The sequence below is a fragment of the Micromonospora sp. RB23 genome, from assembly GCF_053585025.1.
The window spans coordinates 517586-540110 of record NZ_CM132111.1; the positions used below are offsets into that span (position 1 = coordinate 517586).

Annotated in this window: 28 protein-coding genes and 1 tRNA gene; 13 read left to right on the top strand and 16 right to left on the bottom strand. The window is 72.5% G+C overall.

The features are described from left to right. The first annotated feature begins 8 nt into the window (after positions 1-8). From ACTFTM_RS02345 to ACTFTM_RS02355, 3 genes are read left to right on the top strand one after another with little or no spacing between them, the layout of a single operon-like run. Positions 9-806, top strand: a complete 798-nt coding sequence (locus tag ACTFTM_RS02345) for an ATP-binding cassette domain-containing protein (protein ID WP_449564231.1) — start codon at positions 9-11, stop codon at positions 804-806. After that, a complete protein-coding gene (locus ACTFTM_RS02350) occupies positions 803-2125 on the top strand; it encodes a hypothetical protein (protein ID WP_449564232.1) in 1323 nt (440 codons plus the stop codon). The genes ACTFTM_RS02345 and ACTFTM_RS02350 overlap by 4 nt, the downstream gene beginning before the upstream one ends. Beyond that, the gene (locus ACTFTM_RS02355) at positions 2122-2694 is read left to right on the top strand and encodes a hypothetical protein (RefSeq protein WP_449564233.1); all 573 of its coding nucleotides are present in this window, start codon (positions 2122-2124) and stop codon (positions 2692-2694) included. The genes ACTFTM_RS02350 and ACTFTM_RS02355 overlap by 4 nt, the downstream gene beginning before the upstream one ends. A gap of 299 nt (positions 2695-2993) precedes the next feature. Here ACTFTM_RS02355 and ACTFTM_RS02360 read toward each other — a convergent pair whose 3' ends face one another. From ACTFTM_RS02360 to ACTFTM_RS02370, 3 genes are all read right to left on the bottom strand, one after another. Then, on the bottom strand, positions 2994-3251 hold the full coding sequence (locus ACTFTM_RS02360) for a Txe/YoeB family addiction module toxin (protein WP_449564234.1): 258 nt from the start codon (positions 3249-3251) through the stop codon (positions 2994-2996). Continuing rightward, positions 3248-3523, bottom strand: a complete 276-nt coding sequence (locus ACTFTM_RS02365) for a type II toxin-antitoxin system Phd/YefM family antitoxin (RefSeq protein ID WP_449564235.1) — start codon at positions 3521-3523, stop codon at positions 3248-3250. Before ACTFTM_RS02365 ends, ACTFTM_RS02360 begins: the two co-directional genes overlap by 4 nt. A 96-nt stretch (positions 3524-3619) precedes the next feature. Then, positions 3620-3691: transfer RNA gene (locus ACTFTM_RS02370), tRNA-Lys, on the bottom strand. Between the two features lie 254 nt (positions 3692-3945). Between ACTFTM_RS02370 and ACTFTM_RS02375 the strand changes: the two genes are divergently transcribed. Together ACTFTM_RS02375 and ACTFTM_RS02380 are read left to right on the top strand one after the other, a co-directional pair. Continuing rightward, positions 3946-4248 carry a hypothetical protein gene (locus tag ACTFTM_RS02375; protein WP_449564236.1) on the top strand — a complete coding sequence of 101 codons (303 nt, stop codon included), beginning with the start codon at positions 3946-3948 and terminating at the stop codon, positions 4246-4248. 128 nt (positions 4249-4376) lie between these two features. Beyond that, on the top strand, positions 4377-5459 hold the full coding sequence (locus ACTFTM_RS02380) for an NAD-dependent epimerase/dehydratase family protein (RefSeq protein WP_449564237.1): 1083 nt from the start codon (positions 4377-4379) through the stop codon (positions 5457-5459). Between the two features lie 56 nt (positions 5460-5515). Here ACTFTM_RS02380 and ACTFTM_RS02385 read toward each other — a convergent pair whose 3' ends face one another. From ACTFTM_RS02385 to ACTFTM_RS02415, 7 genes are all read right to left on the bottom strand, one after another. Continuing rightward, the gene (locus ACTFTM_RS02385) at positions 5516-6676 is read right to left on the bottom strand and encodes a hypothetical protein (protein ID WP_449566516.1); all 1161 of its coding nucleotides are present in this window, start codon (positions 6674-6676) and stop codon (positions 5516-5518) included. A gap of 109 nt (positions 6677-6785) precedes the next feature. Beyond that, positions 6786-7535 carry a ZIP family metal transporter gene (locus ACTFTM_RS02390; RefSeq protein ID WP_449564238.1) on the bottom strand — a complete coding sequence of 250 codons (750 nt, stop codon included), beginning with the start codon at positions 7533-7535 and terminating at the stop codon, positions 6786-6788. A gap of 42 nt (positions 7536-7577) precedes the next feature. Further along, on the bottom strand, positions 7578-8768 hold the full coding sequence (locus ACTFTM_RS02395; protein ID WP_449564239.1) for a GNAT family N-acetyltransferase: 1191 nt from the start codon (positions 8766-8768) through the stop codon (positions 7578-7580). Positions 8769-8822: 54 nt separating this feature from the next. After that, positions 8823-9515 (bottom strand): ABC transporter permease, encoded by a 693-nt coding sequence (locus ACTFTM_RS02400; protein WP_449564240.1) that lies wholly within the window; start codon positions 9513-9515, stop codon positions 8823-8825. After that, positions 9512-10357: an ATP-binding cassette domain-containing protein gene (locus ACTFTM_RS02405; protein WP_449564241.1), complete on the bottom strand. Its 846-nt coding sequence runs from the start codon at positions 10355-10357 to the stop codon at positions 9512-9514. Before ACTFTM_RS02405 ends, ACTFTM_RS02400 begins: the two co-directional genes overlap by 4 nt. Next, entirely contained in the window at positions 10354-10692 is a 339-nt protein-coding gene (locus ACTFTM_RS02410; protein ID WP_449564242.1) for a PadR family transcriptional regulator, read from the bottom strand. The genes ACTFTM_RS02405 and ACTFTM_RS02410 overlap by 4 nt, the downstream gene beginning before the upstream one ends. A gap of 103 nt (positions 10693-10795) precedes the next feature. Further along, positions 10796-11515, bottom strand: coding sequence for a PP2C family protein-serine/threonine phosphatase (locus ACTFTM_RS02415; RefSeq protein ID WP_433536549.1), 720 nt, complete (start codon positions 11513-11515; stop codon positions 10796-10798). A gap of 62 nt (positions 11516-11577) precedes the next feature. Between ACTFTM_RS02415 and ACTFTM_RS02420 the strand changes: the two genes are divergently transcribed. Further along, positions 11578-12600 (top strand): LuxR C-terminal-related transcriptional regulator, encoded by a 1023-nt coding sequence (locus tag ACTFTM_RS02420; protein WP_449564243.1) that lies wholly within the window; start codon positions 11578-11580, stop codon positions 12598-12600. Between the two features lie 7 nt (positions 12601-12607). Here ACTFTM_RS02420 and ACTFTM_RS02425 read toward each other — a convergent pair whose 3' ends face one another. Further along, on the bottom strand, positions 12608-13168 hold the full coding sequence (locus tag ACTFTM_RS02425) for a helix-turn-helix domain-containing protein (RefSeq protein WP_449564244.1): 561 nt from the start codon (positions 13166-13168) through the stop codon (positions 12608-12610). A 57-nt stretch (positions 13169-13225) separates the two neighbouring features. Between ACTFTM_RS02425 and ACTFTM_RS02430 the strand changes: the two genes are divergently transcribed. After that, positions 13226-14440: a benzoate/H(+) symporter BenE family transporter gene (locus tag ACTFTM_RS02430; RefSeq protein WP_449564245.1), complete on the top strand. Its 1215-nt coding sequence runs from the start codon at positions 13226-13228 to the stop codon at positions 14438-14440. Positions 14441-14525: 85 nt separating this feature from the next. Here the strand turns inward: ACTFTM_RS02430 and ACTFTM_RS02435 are convergent, their stop codons facing one another. The 4 genes from ACTFTM_RS02435 to ACTFTM_RS02450 form a co-directional block, all read right to left on the bottom strand. After that, on the bottom strand, positions 14526-14894 hold the full coding sequence (locus ACTFTM_RS02435) for a hypothetical protein (RefSeq protein ID WP_421474041.1): 369 nt from the start codon (positions 14892-14894) through the stop codon (positions 14526-14528). Positions 14895-15081: 187 nt separating this feature from the next. Next, entirely contained in the window at positions 15082-15333 is a 252-nt protein-coding gene (locus tag ACTFTM_RS02440; RefSeq protein WP_355048337.1) for a hypothetical protein, read from the bottom strand. Between the two features lie 81 nt (positions 15334-15414). Beyond that, complete coding sequence (gene mscL / locus ACTFTM_RS02445; RefSeq protein ID WP_422737782.1) at positions 15415-15888, bottom strand: large conductance mechanosensitive channel protein MscL; 474 nt, start codon at positions 15886-15888, stop codon at positions 15415-15417. 39 nt (positions 15889-15927) lie between these two features. Next, positions 15928-16623 (bottom strand): FadR/GntR family transcriptional regulator, encoded by a 696-nt coding sequence (locus ACTFTM_RS02450; protein WP_449564246.1) that lies wholly within the window; start codon positions 16621-16623, stop codon positions 15928-15930. 50 nt (positions 16624-16673) lie between these two features. Between ACTFTM_RS02450 and ACTFTM_RS02455 the strand changes: the two genes are divergently transcribed. Further along, positions 16674-17939 carry an MFS transporter gene (locus ACTFTM_RS02455; protein WP_449564247.1) on the top strand — a complete coding sequence of 422 codons (1266 nt, stop codon included), beginning with the start codon at positions 16674-16676 and terminating at the stop codon, positions 17937-17939. A gap of 13 nt (positions 17940-17952) precedes the next feature. Here the strand turns inward: ACTFTM_RS02455 and ACTFTM_RS02460 are convergent, their stop codons facing one another. Beyond that, a complete protein-coding gene (locus tag ACTFTM_RS02460) occupies positions 17953-18309 on the bottom strand; it encodes an STAS domain-containing protein (RefSeq protein ID WP_007454464.1) in 357 nt (118 codons plus the stop codon). Positions 18310-18475: 166 nt separating this feature from the next. Between ACTFTM_RS02460 and ACTFTM_RS02465 the strand changes: the two genes are divergently transcribed. From ACTFTM_RS02465 to ACTFTM_RS02485, 5 genes are read left to right on the top strand one after another with little or no spacing between them, the layout of a single operon-like run. Continuing rightward, the gene (locus ACTFTM_RS02465) at positions 18476-19336 is read left to right on the top strand and encodes an STAS domain-containing protein (protein WP_449564248.1); all 861 of its coding nucleotides are present in this window, start codon (positions 18476-18478) and stop codon (positions 19334-19336) included. Next, positions 19336-19746: an STAS domain-containing protein gene (locus ACTFTM_RS02470; protein WP_449564249.1), complete on the top strand. Its 411-nt coding sequence runs from the start codon at positions 19336-19338 to the stop codon at positions 19744-19746. Before ACTFTM_RS02465 ends, ACTFTM_RS02470 begins: the two co-directional genes overlap by 1 nt. Next, positions 19743-20162: an anti-sigma regulatory factor gene (locus ACTFTM_RS02475; RefSeq protein WP_449564250.1), complete on the top strand. Its 420-nt coding sequence runs from the start codon at positions 19743-19745 to the stop codon at positions 20160-20162. Before ACTFTM_RS02470 ends, ACTFTM_RS02475 begins: the two co-directional genes overlap by 4 nt. Beyond that, positions 20159-21172, top strand: coding sequence for a SpoIIE family protein phosphatase (locus ACTFTM_RS02480; protein ID WP_449564251.1), 1014 nt, complete (start codon positions 20159-20161; stop codon positions 21170-21172). Before ACTFTM_RS02475 ends, ACTFTM_RS02480 begins: the two co-directional genes overlap by 4 nt. After that, complete coding sequence (locus tag ACTFTM_RS02485; protein WP_449564252.1) at positions 21162-22523, top strand: sensor histidine kinase; 1362 nt, start codon at positions 21162-21164, stop codon at positions 22521-22523. The genes ACTFTM_RS02480 and ACTFTM_RS02485 overlap by 11 nt, the downstream gene beginning before the upstream one ends. Positions 22524-22525: the final 2 nt, after the last annotated feature.

Sequence of the window (22525 nt, forward strand, 5' to 3'; positions counted from 1 at the left end):
GAACCATCATGCGAGCGGTGAGCCTGGCCGAAACGGCCACCACCATCCACCCCTGGGCCATCCACGCCGAGGCGCTGAAGGTGCGGGCCGGCCGACACCTGGCCGTCGACGGGCTCGACCTGAGCCTGGACGCCGGCGTCCACGGCCTGCTGGGGCGCAACGGGGCGGGCAAGACGACGTTGATGCGTGCGCTCGCGACCGTGCTCAAGCCGTCCGGAGGTCGGCTCACGCTGCTCGGCAGTTCGGTTGACGGCCGCGCCGACCTGCGCCAGGCCCGGCGTTCGCTGGGCTACCTGCCGCAGCACTTCGGCTACTACCCGCGGTTCACCGTGCGGGAGTTCGTGTCGTACATGGCCTGGCTGAAGGAGATGCCGAAGCCCGACATCCCGGCGGCCACACAGCGCGCGATCGACCGCGTCGGCCTCAGCGCCAAGGCCGACGCCCGACTCCGGACACTCTCCGGCGGAATGCTGCGCCGGGCCGGCGTCGCCCAGGCCATCGTCAACGACCCGCGGGTGCTGCTGCTCGACGAGCCGACCGTCGGTCTCGACCCCGAACAGCGTCTCGACCTGCGCGAGCTGCTGCGTGACCTGGGTACGGACGCCTGCGTGCTGGTCTCCACCCACCTCGTCGAGGACGTCGTCGCCGCCTGCACCGAGGTGGTGCTGATCAACGAGGGGCGGTTGGTGTGGCAGGGCACGCCCGCCGGTCTGGCCGCCGAGGGCGACGAGCGCCACCCGGGAGACAGCCCCGCCGAACGCGGCTACTCGGCGCTGCTCCGTCGGCACGAGGAGGCCAACCGATGAGCGTCCTGCGGATCGAACTCCGGCGCTCCGCCGCGGCCGGTGCCGCACTGCTCGCGTTGGCGGTCGGCGTCGCCGCCCTCTACCTCGCCCCGGGCCGCTGGTCGGAGGGATGGATGTCCCTCACGCTCACCGTCAAGGAGTACATGCTGCTGCTCTGGCCGATAGCCCTCGCCGCAGGGGCGTGGCAGGGCCGCCGCGAGCACCGGGCCAAGGTCGGGGAACTGTTCGCCACCACACCCCGGTCCCGCGCCCGCCGGATGCTTCCGGTCCTCGTCGCCATGGGAGCCGCGCTGGGGCTCGCGTTCCTGCTGGTGGTCGGCGCGGGTGGCATGCGGATCGCGTCCACGGCCGCGTACTTCCCACCGGACGTCGTCGCCATCGCGCTGGTCGGCGCGTTCTCCCTGGTCGCGGCGGCCTGGCTCGGCCTGGGCATCGGGCGGCTGCTACCCGCTCTGGTGACCGCACCCGTGCTCGCCGTGGCAGGTGTGCTGCTGGTCTTCTTCACCGCGATCATGCGGCCGGACTGGATGGGCGCGATCCTGTCGCCCGCGTACGGCAGCACCCCTTTCTATCCGTTCCAGACCATCGACCCGCGGGTCACCGCCGTGCTCGCCATCTTCATGGGCGGGCTCGCGCTGACCGGCGTACTCCTGCTGGTCGCGCAAGGTCCCCGGGCCTCGACGGCCGCTGTCCTGCCGGTGCTGCTCGGCTTCGGCGTCGCGGCGGCGCTCGTCCCCCGCGACGAGGCAGCCCTCGTCGCGCCGATCGACCCCGTGGCCCGCGAACTGGTCTGCACCGACGACGCCCCGAAGGTCTGCGTCACCCGGGTCAACGCGAACGTGCTGGATGCGCTGACCCCGCTCGCCCGCCAGGGCCTGGCCGCCCTCGCCAAGATGCCGAACGCCCCCACGCAGGCGCACGAGGACACGCGGGCCTACCTCATCGGGGACGAGCCCGGGCGCGACGCCGACACCGTCACGATCGACGTCCGGATCGACGACCACGGCCGCCTGGCCCATCCCGCCGCCGTGGTCCCCGAGATGGTGTTCGGCCTGGGCACCGGATACGGCGGCCCGGACTGCGAGCGCAACGCCGCGGTCGAACGGGCCGCCGCCTACCACCTGCTCGGCCGCGAGCCGGTGTCCGACGTCGGCGTCATCCCCGAAATGATCGAGGAGGATCCGCAGCTCAACGCCGAGGCGGTCGCCCTGTGGCGAGGGCTTCAGAAGCTGCCCGCGCCAGAGGCGATCACCCGCGTGACGGCGGTACGCGACGCGATCCTGGCCTGCCAGGACCCCACCGGACTGCTGTCACGGTGATCCTGCACCTACGCGCGCGACGCGTACCCCTGGCACTTGCCGCGTCCGTCGGCGCCGCCGCCCTGATCTGGGCGCTGTGGCTGATGCTGTCCACCGAGCGCGACGTCATCCTCCTGCTCGTCGTACTGACGGTCACCCTGATGGTGGCAGCCCTGTCGACCACACTGGCCGCCCCCGATGAGGACCTGGAACGCACGGCCGCACTGCACTGGCCGTGGCGGCGAGCCCTGCACCTGCTGGCCGCGCTGGCGCTCGTACTCGTCGTGCTGCTCGCCACCCAGCCCACCGGCGCCCGTTTCGGCCCCGCCGCGCTGCTGGTCCGCGACACCGCCGGCCTGCTCGGCCTGACCGCGCTCTGCGCGACGGTCGCGGGCGCGGCGCGCGCCTGGTTCCTTCCCGTGGGTTGGGCGATCGCCGCCGCCATGTTCCCCCAGCCGAGCACGTGGGGCGCGCTCGCCACCTGGGCGGGCCAACCCCACACCAGCCGGTCGGCGGCCGTGGTCGCGGCCGTCCTGGCGGTGACAGGCCTTGTGGCGTACGGGATGCGCGGAGCAGCCCGACGCGAGTGACGGCGGACCGTGGCCCTGCGTGGGCGCGGGCTGTCACCGCGCCGGCAGCGGTTCCCGGGTCGCGACCTTTGGATGATCGCCTCCAGCTCTGGTCAAACCTGGCGGTGCGGGTGCACGCCGCGCGGCCGCTGCGAACTGCGCCCTTGCTACCGCCCGCACACCCTGTCGTGGGGGCCGTTACGCGGCGGCACTGAGGCGTCGGTGGCTGTGCGATGAGGAAGCTTGGACGGCCAACGCCGGCGGCTGCCGAACGAGCGGACGGCATGGCTCAAGCGCGCTGCCGGTTCCAGTCCAGTCCGTTACCGGTCTCCGTACTGATATCGGCAGGCGATGATCTCGACGTCGTCCTTCGTGATCCGGTACACCAGTCGGTGTTCACGATCGATCCGGCGGGACCAGAAGCCGGCCAGCTCGCCCCGCAGGGGTTCCGGCTTGCCGATGCCCTCATATTCGTTACGCATCACGTCCGCGATCAGGTCGTTGATGCGCTTGACCAGCTTGCGGTCCGTGTGGCTGAGGTACTGGCTCCACGCCGTCGCGGTGAAGACCAGCCTCATGCGACATCCCGCACGGTGGCCGGGTCGACCAGATCCCGCTCGGCCGCGTCACCCTTCTCAAGCTCCGCCATCGACCGGCGCAGGACAGCGGCGTTGCTGGGGTTGCGTAGCAGGTACTCGGTCTCCTTCATTGACTCGTACTCCGCAAGCGGCACGATCACCACAGGCTCATGGCCGGATCGAGTCACCACCACTTCCTCCGCGTCGTTGATGACGCTGTCGAGTTCGGCAGCCAGATTCTGCCGTAGCTGGGTGAAGTTCACGGTCCGCATGACCACCTCCATAGCAGGTACAGAAAACTGTACCTCAGGTGAGTCTGGCGGTAGGCAGGGCGAGGGCCGCGAAGGGCTGGTTCACGTGCGTAGGAGTGGGCCGCCAGGGACTCGAACCCTGAACCTATGGATTAAAAGTCCACAGCTCTGCCATTGAGCTAGCGGCCCGCGCGCTCAGGTTACCTGACAGTCAGCGATGCCGGCTCTCGGCTTCCGGCCGGCCGTCGATGCCTCGCCGGCGCACCTGATCGACACCAGATCGGCGACCTGGCGGTGTCCGGGGCAGGGGGATGGCCCCAGGTCGGCGATGTGGAGTGGATCAAGCCGCGAGCGTTGCGGTGGATCAAGTCGGCGAGCGGTGGAGTGGATCACGCTGCGGGCGGGCGTGCATGGCCGGGGGCGGCCGGGGAATGGAAACCGTCATGAGGGTGAGCGGCGGTCCGGCCGTGGCGGCGTCCGGGGAGGAGATCGGGCCGGACGGTGTACGCCAACCCGGCGGGGAGGTGCACGCCTGGCTGCCCGGCCAGAACCAGACGGTCTGCGGCCTGGCCCTGAGCCGCACCCGGCTGCGTCGGTTCCCGCACGTGCGCTTCGACTACTCGGGCACCGACGTGCTGACCGAGGCGGACGCGGTGGGTTGGATCTGCCCGCGCTGCCTGGCGGCCACGGCCGGCCGACGCGGCAAGGAGAAGCACGGCTGGGTTCGGAACTCACCTCGCCCTTGATCGACTCGGCTTCTCGGAAGTCGGGGTATCAGGGTGGCCGGGATGCCCCGGTTCTCGGGAAACCGAGTCGATCAAGCAGCCGGGGCAGATGGCGGTTGAGGGCCTGCTGGACGGGTACGGGGTCGGGCATGCGGATCGTGGTGGTGGGGGCGAGCGGCAACGTCGGTACGGCGGTGCTGCGACGGCTGCGCCGGGAGCGCGGTGTGGAGCTGGCCGGGGTGGCCCGGCGGTTGCCCGGCCCGGATGCCGGTACGCCGTACGACCAGGTGGAGTGGCACTCCTGCGACATCGGCGCGCCGACTGCTCCTGCCCAGTTGGCCGAGATCTTCGCCGGCGCGGACGCCGTGGTGCACCTGGCCTGGCAGATCCAGCCCAGCCATGATCAGCGGATCCTGCGCCGGACCAACGTCGACGGCAGCCGGGCGGTGTTCGACGCGGTGGTGCGGGCCGGGGTGCCGGCGCTGGTGTACGCGTCGTCGGTCGGCACGTACGCGCCCGGTCCGAAGGACCACCCGATCAGTGAGCGGTGGCCGGCCACCGGAGTGTCCGGATCGTCGTACAGCGAGCACAAGGCCGAGGTCGAGGCGCTGTTGGACGGGTTGGAGCGGGAGCATCCGGCACTGCGGGTGGTACGGCTGCGACCCGGTTTGATCTTCCAGAGGGACGCGGGTGTGGAGATCACCCGGTACTTTCTCGGCCCGTTCGCCCCGGTACGGCTGCTGCGCTTCGGTCGGATTCCTCTCGTACCCACGAACCGGCGGCTGCGGATGCAGGCGGTGCATGCCGACGATGTGGCTGACGCGTACGCCAGGGCGGTTCTGGGTGATGCGCGCGGCGCCTTCAATGTCGCCGCGGACCCGGTGCTGACTCCGGAGCTGGTGGCCCGGCACTTCCACGGGTGGACCGTGCCGGTCGCGGCGCCGGTGCTGCGGGTGGCGGCGGCGCTGACGTGGCGGGCGCGGCTGCAACCGGTCGACGCGGGCTGGGTCGAGCTGGGCCTGAACGCGCCGCTGATGTCGAGCGAGCGGGCGGAGACCGAGTTGGGCTGGACACCCAGGATCGACGCGTTGACCGCGCTGAAGGAGCTGTTCGCCGGCATGGCCGGTGGTGAACACACCGCCAGTCCGCCCCTGTCCGCCGCAGCGCAGCAGCCCGGCCGTCCGAGTGGCCTCCTGGCGGGCCGTCCGCCGGGCCAGGGCAACCCCTACTGAGGGCGATCAAGAGGTTCGCGTCACCAGACGGACGAAACCTGACGCCGACCTCTTGATCACCGCGCCGAAAGGTTTGCGCCGAGGAAGAAGATGCCGGGGTGGCCAGGGGTCTCGAACTTGCCGCTGGGGTTGCGGCGCAGGGTCGAGTTCTCGATTTTCATCGTGCCGGTGCGGTTGTTGCTCACGAAGAAGATCGCGCCGCCGCCCTCGTTGGCCCTGTTGTTCTCGATGATGGTGCCGGCGATGCGGACGGCGAACTCGTTGCCGTCGCAGTAGATCGCGCCGCCGCTGCCGCCGCCGGGCGTGCCCGACTTGGCCGGGTTGGCGCCGTTGCCGATCGCCTCGTTGTTCCGCAGCAGGCTGTTCAGCACCGTCCACGACACGCCGATGCTGCTCAGCGCCCCTCCGTTCGAGCAGGAGCCGCCGTCGAAGGTGCTGCTGACGACGTACACCGGCTTGTTCTCGTACTGGCTCAGCACCCGCACGGCCGCGCCGCCCAGGTCCGGGCCGGTACGGTCGCAGCGGTTGCGGAGGAAGCGCGAGTTGACGATCTTGAGCCGCCCGCCGCGTACGAAGATCGCGCCGCCGCCGCCACCCTCGGCCTTGTCGCCGGTGGAGTTGCCGTCGGCGAACGTCAGGTTCTGCACGGTGAGCTGCGGGTGGTCCTGGTTCTGGCAGTGCGAGGTGGTCCAGCCCTGGGCCTCGTCACAGGTGTTCATGTAGAGGATGCGGCGCTGCCCCTGGCCGCTGAGCGTGACCTTGCCGCCGCCGTCCAGCACGACCTTCGGCCCGTTGGCGTTGCGGACCTTCGCGGTCGCGGCCATCTTGATCGTCACCGGGGCCGGTCCACAGTCGAACGTGATGACGCCACCGGCGGCGACGGCCTTCACCACGGCCGCTGAGGTGCAGCTCGCCGGGGTGCCGGTGCCGACGGTCCGGGTCGGCTTCGAGGTGTCCAGGGCCCGGGCCTCGGTGGGCACGCTCGCGTGGCCGTTCGGGTTGCCGGCCGCGGCGACCTTCGCGACGGGCTTCGGGCTGGCGCTGGCCCCGGGACCGCCGAGGCCGTCGCGTCCCGCCGGCACGACGTCCTGGCCGCCGGTCGCCGAAGCCTGCGGCGAGGCGGACGGCGTGGCTTTCGGCGTCGGCTTGTCGGACGCGCACGCGGGCAGGGTCGCGGTGGCGACACCGAGGACGAGCAGGGCGGCAAGCGACGTCATGCGCACCCCGTGACTCTAGGAGCCGCGACGGCGCGCCGGCGAATCAGCCGTGCCGGTTTAATCCGCTGCTAAGTAACGAACCGACGGGCAACGGCCCGCGCGGGCCCGCTCAGGCGTGGGAGAGGGCGAACGCGGTCAGGAAACCGGCGACCGTGATGAGACCGACGAGCAGGTGGGCATCCTCGAACGCCTCCGGAACCATCGTGTCGGTGATCATGGCCAGGATCGCCCCGGCGGCCAGCGCGGTGATGGCGGCCAGCGCCTCCGGTGGCGCGCCACCCAGCAGCGTGTTGCCGAGCAGCGCGGCCAGCCCGCTGATCAGCGCGATACCGGTCCACAGCAGGAACACGTACCGGCGGGTCCGGCCGGCCTGGCGCATGCCGGCCGCGCTGGACAGCCCCTCCGGGATGTTGCTGAGGAACACCGCCACGACCGTGACCAGGCTGACCGCGCCGCCGGCCAGCAGGCTCGCGCCGATAACGACCGATTCGGGTACGCCGTCCAGCAGCGCCCCGACGGCGATGGCCGACCCGGAGCCGGGGTGCTCACCCTCGGAGGGCTGCTGACGGCCCGAGCGCTTGCGGTTGCGCGCGCCGCGCCGGGCGAGGCCCACGTTGGCGAGGGTGTACGCGCACGCGCCGCCGGCCGCACCGATCACGGTGGGCAGCATGCCGCCCTGGTCGTGCGCGACCTCGATCAGCTCGTACGAGACGGCGGAGAGCAGGACGCCCGCGCCGAACGCCATGACCGATGCGATGAGTCGCTGGGGCACCCGTGCGAACCAGCCGACCGCCGCCCCGATCAGCAGCGCCGACCCGGCCAGCAGTCCCCATCCGCCCGCCTGTAACCACTCCGGCATTCCCGGGACCGTACCCCGGATGGTGGGGGCGGCAAACCGCGCTCAGAAGTCGGCGAAGAGGTACGGCACCGCGCGCGGGAAGATGCCGCGCAGCTCGGCGGCGGCGTCGACCGGCACCTCGCCCAGCCCTCGCAACGGCAGCTCCGACGGGTCCAGCACCCCGTACGCCAGGGCGGAGAGCCCCGCCGCGGTGAGGGTCGCGGTCGGCGCCGGACCGTTGCCGTCGTCGGCGACGTCCAGGGCGCCGCTCGTGCCGTCCAGCAGGTGCGTCCCGGTCAGCCACCGGTCCCCGGTCAGCTCGACGCGGACGCGACCCGGCCCGGTGGGCAGCCCCCGCAACGCGTCCAGCGACAGGAGCCGGGCCATCGGCGCGGACGCCCCGGGGCGGCCGGCCCGTACCTCGACGTGCACGTCCAGGTCGGTGAGCCACAGCTCGGGCAGTTCGTCCGGCGGCACCTGGACGCTGGCCCGTCCGACCTGGTCGACGTGCCGGGCGAGGAACTGCAACAGCAGCATCCGGGCGAGCGGGTCGGCGGCGAGCAGTTCGTTGCCGTGCAGCATGCCGCCGTACTCGTCGATCCGGTAGGTGACCGCGCCCGTGACCTCGCCGTCCACCCGGGCGGTGAGCAGCCAGTGCTCGTCGCGGTCACGCAGCCCGACCGCCCGGTAGTCCGGGAAGAGCGAGAAGCCGTGCCGGTCCCGCAGGCAGCGCTCGGTGAACGCGCGCCACGCCGGGTAGCCCGCCCCGATCCGCTCCCAGCCGACCTCGCCGGGCAGTTCGGCACGCAGCAGCGGCCCGAGGTCGGCCGGGGTGAAGGTGAGCGTGCGCGGCTTGGGCAGCCCCACGTAGCCGAACCGGGCGTAGAAGCTGGGCCGGAACGGGTAGAGCGCGCTGACCGTGTGCCCCTCGTCGCGCATCTCGTCGAGCAGTTGGTGCAGCAGCGTCCGTACGTGCCCCTGCCGGCGGGCCAGCGGATGGGTGGCCACACTGGCGACGCCGGCCATCGGCAGGACCACCCCGCGCAGGTTCTGCCGCATCGGGATGGCCGAGGCGGTGGCCAGCGTGACGCCGTCCTCCTCGACGGTGAGCGTCGTGTTGCCCTCGCTGTAGGGCAGGTAGTCACGGAACTGCTCGACCCGCGCGGCGCCCAGCGGTGACGACTCGAAGGCGTACGCGGCCAGCGGGAAGCTGGTGGTGAGACGGTCGTCGGCGGTCACCCGGCGGATGGTCATCCGCTCATCTCAACCCGTCGAGATGAGCGGAGCAACCGGATTGACCGGATCCACTCAGCCGACGGACAGGTGGCGCAGGTGCCGTCGGCGGCGCAGCCGCACACCGGCCACGGTGGCCACGCCCACGACGAGCAGGGCGGTCACGGTGAGGCCGTGCAGCACACCCCGGGTCAGGTAACCGTCGTCGGTGTGGTCCACCGCCCAGGTGGCGATCTCCCGGCTCGACCAGAACGGCGTCAACCGCGCCCCCGACTCGGCCGGGTCGATGAGCATCTGCACGGTCACCACCGTGAGCAGCAGCAGCGTCCCCTCCATTTCACGGGGCAGCAGCGTGCCGATCAGCATCCCGAACGGCGCCGCCACCGCGACGCAGCACAGCAGCGCCGCGACCAGGCCGCCGTAGCGCAGGTCCGCGCCGTCGAGCATCGGCAGGAGGAAGAAGGGTACGGAGATGACGAGCCCCACCGCCCACAGGCCGAGCATCCGACCCAGGTAGAGGTGGTGCGGACGGTAGCCGGCCAGTTGGAGCCTCGGCTCCAGCTCCCGCGCCGCGGTGGTCGCGAAGAGCGCGGCGGTGCTCACCGCCCAGCAGACCCCGAGCAGCAGCGACCGGACGGACTGCCCGAGGTACGCGTCCCGCCGGATCACGTAGAAGGTCAACGGCATCAACAACAGCAGCAGGAGTACGCCCCGACGCCGCAGCAGTTCCCGCAGCGTCATCTCGGCGACGGTGACGAGCCTGTTCACGGGCGGCCTCCTCGAACACCGGGCGCGACCCGCCCGGACTGGTGTGCCGGGGTCAGGTCGAGCACGGTGTCCACCCGGTCGAGTTGGTTGAGCAGGTGGGTCACCACGACGATCGCCGCGCCCTCGTCACGCAACCGGCTGAGCTGATCCCAGAAGTTGACGTAGGTGCCCTGGTCGAAACCCTGGTACGGCTCGTCGAGCAGCAGGACGTCCGGCTCGCTGAGGGTGGAGATGGTCAGGTTGAGCTTCTGCCGCGTGCCGCCGGAGAGGTGCCGGGCCTGCACGGCGCCGCCCGCCTCCCACCCGAGTTGTCGGGCCGCCGCACGGCCGGCGCGGCGGGCCGGTCCACGGGCGATGCCCTGGCCGGCGCCGACCAGCACGAAGTGCTCGTCGGCGAGCAGGAAGTCGGAGGTGCCACCGGACTGCGGGCAGAAGCCGAGCCGCCCGCCGACGGTCACCTCGCCGGCGTCCGGCGACATCAACCCGGCACAGATCCGTAGGAAGGTGCTCTTGCCGCAGCCGTTCGCGCCGACCACCGCCGCGATCTGTCCGGCCCGGACGGTCAACGAGACGTCCCGCAGCACCGTCTGCCGGCCGTACCGCTTGGTGATGCCCGCCGCGTGCAGCCGGACCGGTCCGGGGCGTGGCCCGGGCGCGGTGCCGATGCTCTCCACGATCACGCCCGCGTACTGCTGGGGCGGGCCGAAGACGACCCAGGGGTCGCCGCCGGAGTCGCGCAGGTGTGTGGCGGCCTCGGCGACCACGTGCCGGGCGGCGTCCGCCGCGACCCGGCGTTGGTGCAGCTCGGCGGCGAATGTCCGGAGCCAGTCGTCGACGTTCACCCGGCAACCCCCTTCGTGACGATGTCGTTCACCGGCCGCACGAAGGTGAGCCAGGCGCTGCCGCCCTCGCGCAGCGCCACCTGCCCGGCCTCGGTGAGCCGGTAGTACTTGCGGGCCGGTCCGGCGGTGCCCTCCCGCCACTGGGCCGTCACCAGACCGGTCTTCTGCAGGCGCAGCAGGACCGGATAGAGCGTGCCGCCCTGGATCGGTCCGACGCCCGCCGCGTCGAGCGCCTGGGCGAGTTGGTAGCCGTAGGACTCGCGTTCGGCCAACAGGGCCAGGACGCAGATGTCGAGCACCCCCCGCAGCCACTGCCCGCGCCGGTCGGAATCCACAGCCGGGACACTAGCGCCGCAACCTAGATGGCACAACCACCTAGTTGCGGCGACCGGACCCGGTCGGGTGGCCCCCGTGGGACCGTCGAGCGGGTCGGAACGGTCAGCGGGTGGTGACGTCCGAGACGACGACCGTCACATTGTCCGGAGCGCCGGCGTGGTGGGCCAGCTTCACCAACTGCTCGCCGCACTGCTGGCGGTCGGAGTACATGCCCAGCGCCGCCGCGATGGCGTCGTCCTCGACGTAGTCGGAGAGCCCGTCGCTGCACAGCAGCAGCCGGTCGCCGGGCACGACGGTGAGCACGCCGACGGCCGGCGGGGTGTCCGCGCCCTGCACGGCCCGGGTCACCAGCGAACGCTGCGGGTGGTGTCGGGCCTGGTCCGGGGAGAGGGTGCCCTGGTCGACGAGCGCCTGCACGAACGTGTCGTCCCGGGTGAGCTGGGTCAGCTCCCCGTCGCGCAGCAGGTAGCAGCGGGAGTCACCGACCTGGGCCAGCACCAACGTCTCGCCGGCCAGCAGCGCGGCGGTGAGCGTGGTGCCCATCCCCTCGCGCGCCGGGTCCACGGTGATCGCCGCGTGGATGCGTTGGTTGGCGGTGCTGACCACGGCGCGCAGGGCGTCCGCGGCCGCGTCCGGCTCGGTGGGTGGTGTCAGCTCGTCCAGGATCCGGATCACGATCTCGCTCGCCACCTCACCCGCGGGCAGGCCACCCATGCCGTCGGCGACGGCGATCAGGCGGTCGCCGGCGAGGGCCGAGTCCTCGTTGTTGGTGCGGACCAGGCCGATGTCGTTGAGGATGGCCGAGCGGAGGATGAGCGTCATGGTGTCAGCTTGCCAAGAACACCCCGCCTTCGTCTCTACGCACTACTGCGTAGGGTTGAGAAATGATGCCGGTGTCCATGGTCGGACGCGCCGGCGAGCTCGCCGAGCTCGACCGGGCGTGGTCCTCCGTGGCAGCCGCCGAGCGTCGCGCGCCGACCGTCGCGGTGCTCACCGGCGCGGCCGGCGTGGGCAAGAGTCTGCTGGTCGCCGCCGCGGTGGAGGCCCTCATGCCGCGTCCGTCCGTGGTGCTCTCGGGGGCTGCCCGGGTGCACGGTCCGGCCCCGTACGACTGGTTGGCGGCGGTGCTCACCGGCCGTGACACCGGCTCGCTCGCCCTGCCGCCCGACGCGCTGGCGTGGCTCGCCCAGCAGCCCACCGCGCCCCGCGAGCGCTACGCGCCGGGCACCCTGCTGCGCCTCGCCGTCCGTACCGTCCAGTTGCTGGTCGGCGCCGGCCCGGCGGTGCTGGTCGTGGACGACCTGCACGCACTCGACCCGGCCAGCGTCAACCTGGTCGGTGAGCTGGCCACCGTGGCCGAGCTGCCGGCGCTGCTGATCGTCGCCAGCCGGCCGGCCGCCGACGCGGTGGCCCCGGACCTGACCCGCCGCGCGTTGGCCCGCCTCTGCGGGGTACGCGGCGTCGTGCGCCAACACCTGGGCCCGCTGCGCCCGGCCGAGGTCGCCGAGGTGCTGACCCAGGTGTACGAGGGTGCTCCACTGTCGGACCGGCTCGTCACCTCGGTCTGGCGACAGACCGGCGGCAACGCGTACGCCCTCACCGAGTTGCTGGCCGCGTACGCCGGTGAAGGGCCGGACGCGTTGCTGCGGCGGCCGCCCGGGCCGCGTACGCCCCTCGGTCCGGTGGAGGCGGTCGACGCGGAGTTGACCGCCCGGGAGGTCGAGGTGCTGGGCTGCCTGGTCAGCGGTATGTCGAACAAGCAGGTCGCCAAGGCGCTCGGCATCTCGGTGCGCACGGTGACCGTGCACGTGTCGAACCTGCTGCGCAAGACGGGCTCGGCGTCGCGGACCGAGGTGGCGCTCTGGGCGGTACGCCGGCGGATGCCGGTCCCCGCCCCGGTGGACTGAGTCGGGGTCAGCGACGGGGGTAGCGCAGCAGCAGGCTCGCGGCGACCTCCTCGTCGCCCACCGCCGCGTACGTGTGCGGCACGTCGGAGACCCACCGGAGGTGACCGCCGGCCGGGGCGGTCAGTGGCGCGTCGGCCGGTCCGGCCCGCAGCACCCCGGCGAACACGGTGATGTGTTCGGTGACGCCCGGCTGGTGGGCGGGGGAGTTCTGCACGACGCCCGGCGCGACGCGCATCCGGTACAGCTCGTAGGTCGCGTCGGTGTCGGTGAACACCTCCAGCAGGGCGGCGGTGACGGCGGCGCCGTGCACGACGGGCCCGGGGGTCGGGCCGGCCAGCAGGGCGGTGAACGGCACGCCGAGCTGCGCCGTGACCGCCCAGAGCGTCTCCAGGGTCGGGTTGCGGGTGCCGTTCTCCAGGCCGGAGAGGGTCGCCTTCCCGATGCCGGCGAGCCGGGCCAGTGTGGACAGGGAGAGCCCCCGCTCCTCGCGCAGCGCGCGTACGCGTCGGCCGACGACGGCGGGGTCCACGTCGAGGCCCGGACGGCCCGCTGGTGGTGGCTGCGGCATCCGACTATGGTCCTACACACTGCCGTTCCGTAAACGGAACACTCGGGAGGTGGCGACATGGGCGGACGCGCGCAACCGGCGCTGGCCGGCGTGGTGACCGCGCTGGTCGGCTTCGCCAGTTCGTTCACCGTCGTCCTGGCCGGGCTCCGGGCGGTCGGCGCGTCGGACGCGCAGGCAGCCTCGGGCCTGCTCGCCCTCTGCGTGACGTGCGGGCTCGCCGCCGCCTGGCTGGGCTGGCGGCACCGCATCCCGATGAGCGTCGCCTGGTCGACGCCGGGCGCGGCGTTGCTGGTGGCGACCGGGCCACCGCCCGGAGGCTGGCCGGTCGCGGTGGGCGCCTTCCTCGTCTCCGGGGCGCTGATCGTCGCGGCCGGTCTCTTCCCGCCGCTGAGCCGCGCGGTCGCCGCGATCCCCAAGCCGGTGGCCGGCGCAATGCTCGCCGGGGTGCTGCTGCCGCTGTGCACCGCGCCGGTCCGGGCGCTCGTCGAACTGCCCCTGGTGGCCGGTCCGGTGGTGGCCGGCTGGCTGCTGCTGCACCGGTTCGCCCGTCGCTGGGCTGTACCCGGCGCGCTGCTGGTGGCGGTGGTGGCGCTCGCGCTGACCGCGCCGCCGGCCGGGCTGAGCGGCACCGCGCTGATCCCGTCGGTCACCCTGACCGTGCCGGCCTGGAACGCGTCCGCGCTGATCGGGTTGGCCCTGCCGCTGTTCCTGGTCACGATGGCGGCGCAGAACGTACCCGGCATGGCGGTGCTGGTCGGCTACGGCTACCGCCCGCCGTTCGGCGCCGCGCTCCGCGCCACCGGGCTCGCCAGCCTGCTGGCCGCCCCCGCCGGCGGACACGCCGTGAACCTCGCGGCGATCACCGCCGCGCTGGCGGCGGGTCCCGACGCGCATCCCGACCCGGAGCGTCGGTGGGTCGCCTCGGTCACCGCCGGCGTCGGGCTCGCCCTGCTCGGCCTGGGCGCGGGCGTCGCCACCGCCCTGGTCGCGGTCGCGCCGCCGATCCTCATCGAGGCCGTCGCCGGGCTGGCTCTGCTGGGCGCGCTCGCCACCGCGCTCGCCGCGGCGGTGACCGATCCCCAGGCCCGGGAGGCCGCCGTGGTCACCTTCGTGGTGACCGCGTCCGGGGTGACGCTGATCGGCGTGGGAGGCGCGTTCTGGGGGCTGGTCGCCGGCTGCCTGATGCTGCTGCTCTTCCGCCGCCGCCCGACCGCGCCCGTCCCGACCGCGCCCGTCCCGCCCGCCCCGGAGAGCTCACGGCTCCCGGCTTGATCCACTCGGGTTCATTGAAGGCGGGGTGTCCGAGCCGCGGCGACGCCCCGGTTTGCGGGAACCCGAGTCGATCAGGGCGACGGGGTCACTCCTCGCGGGGGAGGTCGGTCATGCCCACGGCGAGGAGGACCCGGCCGTCGGCCACCGAGCCGATCCGGTCGGCCGGGACGTACACGGCGCCGTCGGCCGACTCGGTGGAGACCTTCAGGTAGCCGGTGTGCAGCAGACGCGCCGCCAGGTCGGCCGGCACGTCCGGCTCCTCGACCGCCGTCGCCTCGATCAGCTCGTCCAGGCTGCTGCCCGGGTCGGCGGTCGGTGTCTGCACGGTCACCGCGTTCGGGTCACCCCGCTGGACGAGGTCCACGGTGCCGATCTCGGTGCCGGCGACGTCGATCACCGGCATCCCGGTGGTGATCCGCGAGATGGTCGCCTGCTGCTCGTCCTGCTGGTCCATCTCTCAGCGGTTCCCGGGGTGGCGCGTCACTAAACGCCATCGCCGGACGGCCCGGAGGCGACCGCTCCGGAGCGCCTGATGACTCTCGGGCATAAATATGCCGCTGAGTCATCACCGCCAGAAGCGACATCGCCCCCGACCCGCGCGCAACAGTGGCGGCCGTCCAGCGCCACCGTCCGTCCGTCGTTCAGCCGTTCGGGAGGGTCCAGCCGCCCGGTGGGCGTGGGGACAGCTCCCGCCAGGTGTCCGTGCCGTCGAGCAGCGCCCGGACCGTCTCCTCGGCCTCGTCCGCGCTGCCGTACTCGTAGAACCGCGAAATGCCCTCGGCGCCGCCGGCCCGCTGCTCGACGTGCCACCGATCGGCGTCCACCCGGAGGAAGACGTCCCGCCGGGCCAGCCGCCCCCATTTCCCGTTCCACCAGTGCTTCCGCTGCTCCATGGCCGGACTCTATCGAACACACGTACGAGAAGATGCGGCCCCTGCGGGATTCCCGCAGGGGCCGATGTGCATCCGTTCCGGTCAGCGCGGCGCCGGCGGCTCGGTGCGGCGGCCCAGCACGTCGTCCAGCGCCCCGCGCTGCTGTCCCGGGGTGGTGTGACCGGCGGAGACCAGGGCGTCCCGGATCTCGGTGAGCAGCTTGACCTCCTCGCTCGGGGCGGCCGGCGGCGGCTCCTCGCCCCGCTTGCGCCGCTCGGCCAGCCGGTTCATCGGGTAGACGACCAGGAAGTACAGCGCCGCCGCGGTGAGCAGGAACGTGATCACCGCGTTGACGAAGGCGATCCAGTCGAACGCGATGCCGCGGAACTTCGGGGCCGTGCCGGCCAGGCCCTTGTCACTGCCGGTGATGAGCAGCACGAAGACCCGGATCAGCGGGTCGAGGAACGACTTGGTGAGTTGGGTGACCACGCCCGTGAACGCGGCGCCGATGACGACACCGACCGCCAGATCGACGACGTTGCCGCGCATGATGAAGTCTTTGAAGCCCTTGAGCATCCGTACTCCCGAGGTGTCCGGTTTTCCGTCGCGGACAACCTATGCCCCGTCGGCCGGCTCCAGAAAAGCGCCGGCCTCGATCGCCGCCCGGCCCGCGTCGCCGGCCCGGATCGCCTCGACCAGCCGGGTGTGGTCGACGTAGCGCTCGGGGGTGAGGGCGTCACCCATCGCCTGGGCGACGGTGCTGCGCAGCGCGGCGCCGACGGAGGCGTACAGCTCGGCGAGCATCGTGTTGTGCGCGGCGGCGACCACCGCGACGTGCAGCGCCGCGTCGGCCTCGACGAACGCGTCGACCCGGCCGCCGCGCCAGGCCGCCTCGCGGTCGGCGAGCGCGCCGTCGAGCGCCGCCAGGTCCTGCGGTGTACGCCTCAGCGCGGCGAGCCGGGCCGCCTCCACCTCGAAGGCGCGGCGTACCTCGATGACCTCGGTCATCCGGTCGTCGCCCAGTCGACGGGCCACGACAGGGGCCAGTTCGTCGGTGGACACCACGTAGGTGCCGGAGCCCTGCCGGCACTCCAGCACCCCGGCGTGCACGAGGGCGCGGACGGCCTCGCGGACCGTGTTGCGCCCGACGCCCAGGGCGGCGACCAACTGTGGCTCGGTGGGGATGCGCCCGCCCACCGGCCACTCGCCGCCGAGGATCCGGGCCCGGAGCTGCTCGATGGTCTGCCGGACGCGGTGCCCCCGGGGAGGCACGGCTGGCTGCGCGGCGGGGGAATCGACCGACGGTGGCACTGGTTACATCACCGGCCTGAAATTCATCCCATGATTGTAGGTTAGAGGTCATGACCCCGCCAGCCGCCGCCGCTCCGGCCCTGCCCGCACCCGTCGACACCCAACCGGCGCGCGAACCCGGCGTCCGGCGTACGCGCCCGGCCACCGGTGGCGCGCTGGTGCTGGTCGGGATGCTGCTGGTCGCGCTGAACCTGCGCATGGCGGTCACCAGCCTCGGCGCACTGCTGGACGAGATCCGCGACGGGCTGGGGCTCTCCGGCACCATGGCCGGGCTGGTCACCACCCTGCCGACCATCGCGTTCGCCGGCCTCGGCGCGCTCACCCCGTGGCTCGTCCGCCGGGTGGCCCCGGCCCGGGTGCTGGTGGTCGGCATGATCGCCCTGGCCACCGGCCAGGTGCTCCGGGCCGCCACCGACTCCGCCTGGATCTTCGTGCTCACCAGCGCGCTGGCGCTGGCCGGCATCGCGGTCGCCAACATCCTGCTGCCCATGCTCGTCAAGCAGCACTTCGGCCACCGGACCGGCCTCGTGACCGGGGCGTACACCATGGCGTTGACCCTGGGCACGACGGTGGCCGCCGGCACCGCCGTGCCGATCGCCCACGCGTTCGGGTCGTGGCGGGCCGGGCTCGGAGTCTGGGCCGGGCTGGCCGCGGTGGCCGTACTCCCGTGGGTGCCGCTGGCGCTGCGGACCCGCAGGGGCGCGCGGCGCGCGACCCCGACGGCGGCCGTCGCCGCCCGGGTCCGGCCGGCGCGGACCCGGCTGGGTTGGGCCATGGCGATCTACTTCGGGGCGCAGTCGCTCAGCGGGTACGCGATCATGGGTTGGCTCGCCCAACTGTTCCGCGACGCCGGCTACCGGCCCGAGTCGGCCGGGCTGCTGCTCGCCGGGGTGACCGCGCTCGGCGTGCCGATCGCGCTGCTGATGCCCACCCTCGCCGGCCGGCTCGCCACCCTGCGCCCGCTGATCCTCGGCCTGACCGGCGCGTCGGCGCTCGCCTACCTGGGGTTGGCGCTGGCACCGCACGGCGCCGCGCTGCTCTGGGTGACCCTGCTGGCGCTCGGCCAGGGCGCGTTCCCGCTGATCCTCACCACGATCGGCCTGCGCGCGCGCACCGCCGAGGGGACCGTCGCGCTCTCGGCCTTCGCGCAGAGCACCGGGTACGTGATCGCCGCCCTCGGCCCGCTGTCGGTCGGCATCCTCTACGAGATCACCGGCGGCTGGACGGCGCCGATCGGATTCCTGCTCGCCGCGCTCGCCGTGCAGACGGCGGCGGGCATGGCAATCGCCCGTCCCCGCTACGTCGAGGACGAGTAGGTCGAAACAGCGGTCAGGAGGACGCCGGGGTCGGTTCGCCGGCGACGGCCTCGTCCACCGTCGGATAGGTGTGCAGCACCTCGACGAGCCCGCTCACCTCGAGGATGCGCAGCACGCCGCGCTGCGGAGCGGCCAACCGCACCACACCGCCGGCCTCGTCACAGCTGTTCTTGGCGCGAACGAACACCGACAGACCGGTCGAGTCGCAGAACGAGACGTCCGCCAGGTCGAACACCAGCCGGTTGCGGCCCTTGTCGAGCAGGTCGGTGATCTGGTCCTGCAACTGCGGTGCGGTTGCCATGTCCAGCTCGCCCGCGACCGACACGACGACCACGTCGCCGCGTTGTTCCGTGTGCACCGTCAGGGACATTCGCCAGACCTCCTGTTATCGGGGGAACGGTATCCCACGACCGGGGTCGCACGCAGAACGGGAGCCGCCATCCGGTGGCCATCGTCATTCCATTGCTACGGAGCAAGTAGTTGTGCAGACCCCGGTGATAGAGTCCGGCCGGTCCAGGTCGAGGGGGGTTTTCGCGATGGCGTTGAACGCCGAGGAAAGTGGTCGGCTGGCCGCGCTGCTGGGCGGGCAGGCCGAGCAGGTCACGCAGCGGTGGACCGACATCGTCGCCGGGTCGCTCCGGGGCCGGTTGAGCCACGCCGAGCTGCGCCGGCAGGTCGAGGACCTGCAGCGGGCCGTCGTCGACGTCGCCGAGCAGGGCAGCCTCGACCTCTCCGCCGAGAGCGCCGCCGAGCTGCGCGCCGCGCTCTCCGAGCTGTCCCGGGGCAGGGCCCGCCAGGGCTTCTCCGCCACCGAGACGTCGATCAGCGTCTTCGCGCTCAAGGACGTGCTGGCCGAGCTGCTCCAGGAGTCCGGCGCCGCCAACGCGCTGCACGACTTCGTCGCCTACTCCAAGCTGGTCGACGAGCTGGGCCTGTTCACCTTCGAGAGCTTCGTGCGCACCCGCGAGAGCCTGATCGCCGACCAGGCCGAGCAGCTGCTCGAACTCTCCACCCCGGTGGTCAAGCTCTGGGAGGGCGTGGTCGCCGTCCCGCTGGTCGGCACCCTGGACTCCGCCCGGGCCCAAGTGGTCATGGAGCGGCTGCTGCAGACCCTGGTCGACACCGGCTCCCCGTACGCGATCATCGACATCACCGGCGTCCCGGCCGTGGACACCCAGGTCGCCCAGCACATCCTGAAGACCGTGGTGGCCGCCCGGCTGATGGGTGCCGACTGCATCATCTCCGGCATCCGCCCGCAGATCGCGCAGACCATCGTGGCGCTCGGCATCGAGTTCGGCGACATCGCCACCAAGGCCAGCCTCGCCGACGCGCTGCGCCACGTGCTGCGGCTCACCGGGATCGACGCCGCCCGCCGCCAGTCACGCAGGGACGCCTGATGGAACGCGTACCGATCCTCAAGATCGGTGACATCCTGCTCGTCTCCATCCAGCTCGACATGTCCGACCAGACGGCGGTCCAGCTCCAGGATGATCTCGCCGAGCGGATCGTGGCCACCGGCTGCCACGGCGTCATCATCGACATCACCGCGCTCGACATCGTCGACTCGTTCGTCGGCCGGATGCTCTCCACCATCGCGTCGATCTCCAAGGTCCTCGACGCGGAGACGGTGGTGGTCGGCATGCGGCCCGCCGTCGCCATCACACTTGTCGAACTGGGGCTGTCGCTGAACGGCATCCGTACCGCGCTGAACGTCGAGCGCGGCATGGAGCTGATCGCGGCGGCCAACGCCGACGAGCTCGACTACCAGCTCGACGACGAACCGGACGCCGAGACGGCCACGCCGTGACAACGGGCATCGAACTGGGCCATCCGCAGGCGCAGTCGGTCCGCAGCGACGAGGACGTGGTCCGCGTCCGGCAACTGGTCCGGTCGGTGGCGGTCGCCGTCAAGCTGTCACTGGTCGACCAGACCAAGGTGGTCACGGCCGCGAGCGAGCTGGCCCGTAACACCCTGGTGTACGGCGGCGGCGGCACCGTCGAGGTGACGACCGTGGACAACGGCCGCCGCAAGGGCCTCCAGATCGTCTTCGCCGACTCCGGCCCCGGCATCGCCGACCTCGACCTGGCCCTGACCGACGGGTACACCACCGGCGGCGGCCTCGGCCTCGGCCTCAGCGGGTCCCGCCGTCTGGTCGACGAGTTCGAGATCGAGACATCGGCGGAGACCGGCACCCGGATCACGGTCACCAAGTGGGCCCGGTGAACGGGGATCCGGTCACCGACAGTGGCATCTGGTTCCGTGTGGAGGCCAGCAGCGCGGCAAGCGCCGTACGACGTGCGGCCGAACGCCTCGGCGAGCAGCTGGAGATGGGTGCGGCCCGCATCGCGGACCTGGCCATCGTCGCCGCCGAACTGACCAGCAACCTCGTCAAGCACGCCGACGACGGCGTCCTGCTGCTGCGGCCGGTCCGCCGCGCCGGGCAGGCCGGCGTGGAGATGGTCGCCATCGACTCCGGGCCGGGCATGGCCGACCTCACCGTCTCCTCCCGGGACGGGCACTCCACCACCGGCACGCTCGGCATCGGCCTCGGCGCCATCGTCCGGCAGGCGAGCTGGTTCGACGGGTACTCCCTGCCCGGCAGGGGGACCGTCTTCGCCGTCCAGGTCTGGCCGGCCGAACCGGCGACACCGTCCTGGGCCGGCGGTCTCACCCGGCCGATCCCCGGCGAGACGGTCAGCGGTGACGGGTACGCCGTCCGGCTCGTCGACGGTCGGCACCAGGTGCTCGTCAGCGACGGTCTCGGGCACGGCCCCCTGGCCGCCGCCGCCACCGAGGCCGCCGTCGCCGCCTTCCGGAACGCTCCGGCCGGCTCGCCGGCGGCGGTGGTGAGCCACCTGCACCGGAGCATGTCGCACACCCGTGGCGCGGCGCTCGCGGTCGCCGAACTGGCCGCCGGCGTCCTGCACTACGCCGGCCTGGGCAACATCTCCGGCGTGATCGTCGACGGTGACGGCCAGCGTCGCGGGCTCGTGTCGCTGCCCGGCATCGCCGGGCACCAACGGCCGACGGTACGCGGCTACGACTACCCGTTCGGACCGGACGCCCGGCTCGTCATGCACAGCGACGGCGTCGTCGACCGCTGGCGGTTGACCGACTATCCGGGCATCGTCGAACGCTCTCCGCTGGTGCTGGCGGCCACCCTGCTGCGCGACGCCGGAACGCGGCGCGACGACGCCTGCGTCCTGGTCGCGAGGTCCGGGCATGAGCGTTGATCCGGCCTCGGTGCCGCTGTTACAGATGGCGCTTCGCGTCGAACAGGACATCTTCGTCATCCGCCAGCGTGGCCGCGAGGTGGCCGGCGTGGTGGGCCTCGAACACCAGGACCAGGTACGAATCGCCACGGCGCTCAGCGAGGTCGCCCGGGACCTGCTGCGGATCACCGGCGGCGCGGACGTCACGTTCCACGTCGACGGGCGCGCCGACGGCCGCTTCCACCTCCGCGCCGACCTGGCGCCGGTGGGGCCGCTGCCCGACGGCCGGTACGAGCCGCAGTCCGGTGCGGTGTCCCGCCTGGTCGACACCCTGAGCGTCACGACCTCCGAGGGGGTTACGGTCGTAAGGATGTCCCGCAGAGTCCCGGCGAACGCGCCGACGCCGACTCCGGAGCGGCTGGCCGAGTTCCGTTCCGAACTCGGCCGCACCGCGCCGGGCAGTGCGCTGGACGAACTGACCGTGCAGAACGGCCAGCTCATCGCGGCCCTCGACGAGGTGCGCAGCCAGCGTGACGAGCTGGCCGTGCTGAACGAGGAACTGGCCGAGACCAACCGCGGCGTGCTGGCGCTCTACAACCAGCTCACCGAGGAGCTGGAAGCGACCAACCGGGGAGTCGTCGCCCTCTACGCCGAGCTGGACGAGAAGTCGGCCCAACTGCGCGCCGCGAGCGAGTCGAAGAGCCGGTTCCTGGCCAACGTGAGCCACGAGCTGCGCGCCCCGGTGACCGCGATCATCGGGCTGGGACGCCTGCTCGCGGACTCCTCGTCCGACCCCCTCACCACCGAACAGGTCCGCCAGGTCGGCCTCATCCGCTCCTCGGCGGAGGACCTGCTCGGGTTGGTCAACGAACTGCTGGACCTCGCCAAGGCCGAATCCGGCCGGATCGAGCCGGACTGGGCCGACGTCGACCTGCGCCCGGTCTTCGGTCAACTGCGCGGCACCATGCGGGCGCTGGCCACCCGGCCCGGGGTGGAGCTGACGGTGGAGGAGCCGACCGCGCCGGCCGTGCTGCGCACGGACGAGGTGCTGCTCGGCCAGGTGCTGCGCAACCTGCTGCACAACGCTTTGAAGTTCACCGAGCGCGGCGAGGTACGGCTGCGCGCCCGACGCCGCGACGACCGGTGGAACTTCGAGGTCAGCGACACCGGCCCGGGTATCGCCCCCGAGCTGCACGATCGGATCTTCGAGGAGTTCTACCAGGTGCCCGGCGCGACCCGGGTCGGCGGCACCGGCCTCGGCCTCCCGTACGCCCGGCGGCTGGTGACCCTGCTCGGCGGCACACTGGAGCTGGCCAGCGAGCCCGGCCGGGGTAGTACCTTCACCGTCTCCCTGCCCACAGGCGGAGCGTGACG

Coding starts and splice junctions, on each gene's coding strand:
- ACTFTM_RS02345 (WP_449564231.1), top strand. CDS start 9: ATGCGAGCGGTGAGCCTGGCCGAAACGGCCACCACCATCCACCCCTGG.
- ACTFTM_RS02350 (WP_449564232.1), top strand. CDS start 803: ATGAGCGTCCTGCGGATCGAACTCCGGCGCTCCGCCGCGGCCGGTGCC.
- ACTFTM_RS02360 (WP_449564234.1), bottom strand. CDS start 3,251: ATGAGGCTGGTCTTCACCGCGACGGCGTGGAGCCAGTACCTCAGCCAC.
- ACTFTM_RS02365 (WP_449564235.1), bottom strand. CDS start 3,523: ATGCGGACCGTGAACTTCACCCAGCTACGGCAGAATCTGGCTGCCGAA.
- ACTFTM_RS02375 (WP_449564236.1), top strand. CDS start 3,946: ATGAGGGTGAGCGGCGGTCCGGCCGTGGCGGCGTCCGGGGAGGAGATC.
- ACTFTM_RS02380 (WP_449564237.1), top strand. CDS start 4,377: ATGCGGATCGTGGTGGTGGGGGCGAGCGGCAACGTCGGTACGGCGGTG.
- ACTFTM_RS02385 (WP_449566516.1), bottom strand. CDS start 6,676: ATGACGTCGCTTGCCGCCCTGCTCGTCCTCGGTGTCGCCACCGCGACC.
- ACTFTM_RS02390 (WP_449564238.1), bottom strand. CDS start 7,535: ATGCCGGAGTGGTTACAGGCGGGCGGATGGGGACTGCTGGCCGGGTCG.
- ACTFTM_RS02395 (WP_449564239.1), bottom strand. CDS start 8,768: ATGACCATCCGCCGGGTGACCGCCGACGACCGTCTCACCACCAGCTTC.
- ACTFTM_RS02415 (WP_433536549.1), bottom strand. CDS start 11,515: ATGACGCTCATCCTCCGCTCGGCCATCCTCAACGACATCGGCCTGGTC.
- ACTFTM_RS02420 (WP_449564243.1), top strand. CDS start 11,578: ATGATGCCGGTGTCCATGGTCGGACGCGCCGGCGAGCTCGCCGAGCTC.
- ACTFTM_RS02425 (WP_449564244.1), bottom strand. CDS start 13,168: ATGCCGCAGCCACCACCAGCGGGCCGTCCGGGCCTCGACGTGGACCCC.
- ACTFTM_RS02430 (WP_449564245.1), top strand. CDS start 13,226: ATGGGCGGACGCGCGCAACCGGCGCTGGCCGGCGTGGTGACCGCGCTG.
- ACTFTM_RS02435 (WP_421474041.1), bottom strand. CDS start 14,894: ATGGACCAGCAGGACGAGCAGCAGGCGACCATCTCGCGGATCACCACC.
- ACTFTM_RS02440 (WP_355048337.1), bottom strand. CDS start 15,333: ATGGAGCAGCGGAAGCACTGGTGGAACGGGAAATGGGGGCGGCTGGCC.
- mscL (WP_422737782.1), bottom strand. CDS start 15,888: ATGCTCAAGGGCTTCAAAGACTTCATCATGCGCGGCAACGTCGTCGAT.
- ACTFTM_RS02455 (WP_449564247.1), top strand. CDS start 16,674: ATGACCCCGCCAGCCGCCGCCGCTCCGGCCCTGCCCGCACCCGTCGAC.
- ACTFTM_RS02460 (WP_007454464.1), bottom strand. CDS start 18,309: ATGTCCCTGACGGTGCACACGGAACAACGCGGCGACGTGGTCGTCGTG.
- ACTFTM_RS02465 (WP_449564248.1), top strand. CDS start 18,476: ATGGCGTTGAACGCCGAGGAAAGTGGTCGGCTGGCCGCGCTGCTGGGC.
- ACTFTM_RS02470 (WP_449564249.1), top strand. CDS start 19,336: ATGGAACGCGTACCGATCCTCAAGATCGGTGACATCCTGCTCGTCTCC.
- ACTFTM_RS02485 (WP_449564252.1), top strand. CDS start 21,162: ATGAGCGTTGATCCGGCCTCGGTGCCGCTGTTACAGATGGCGCTTCGC.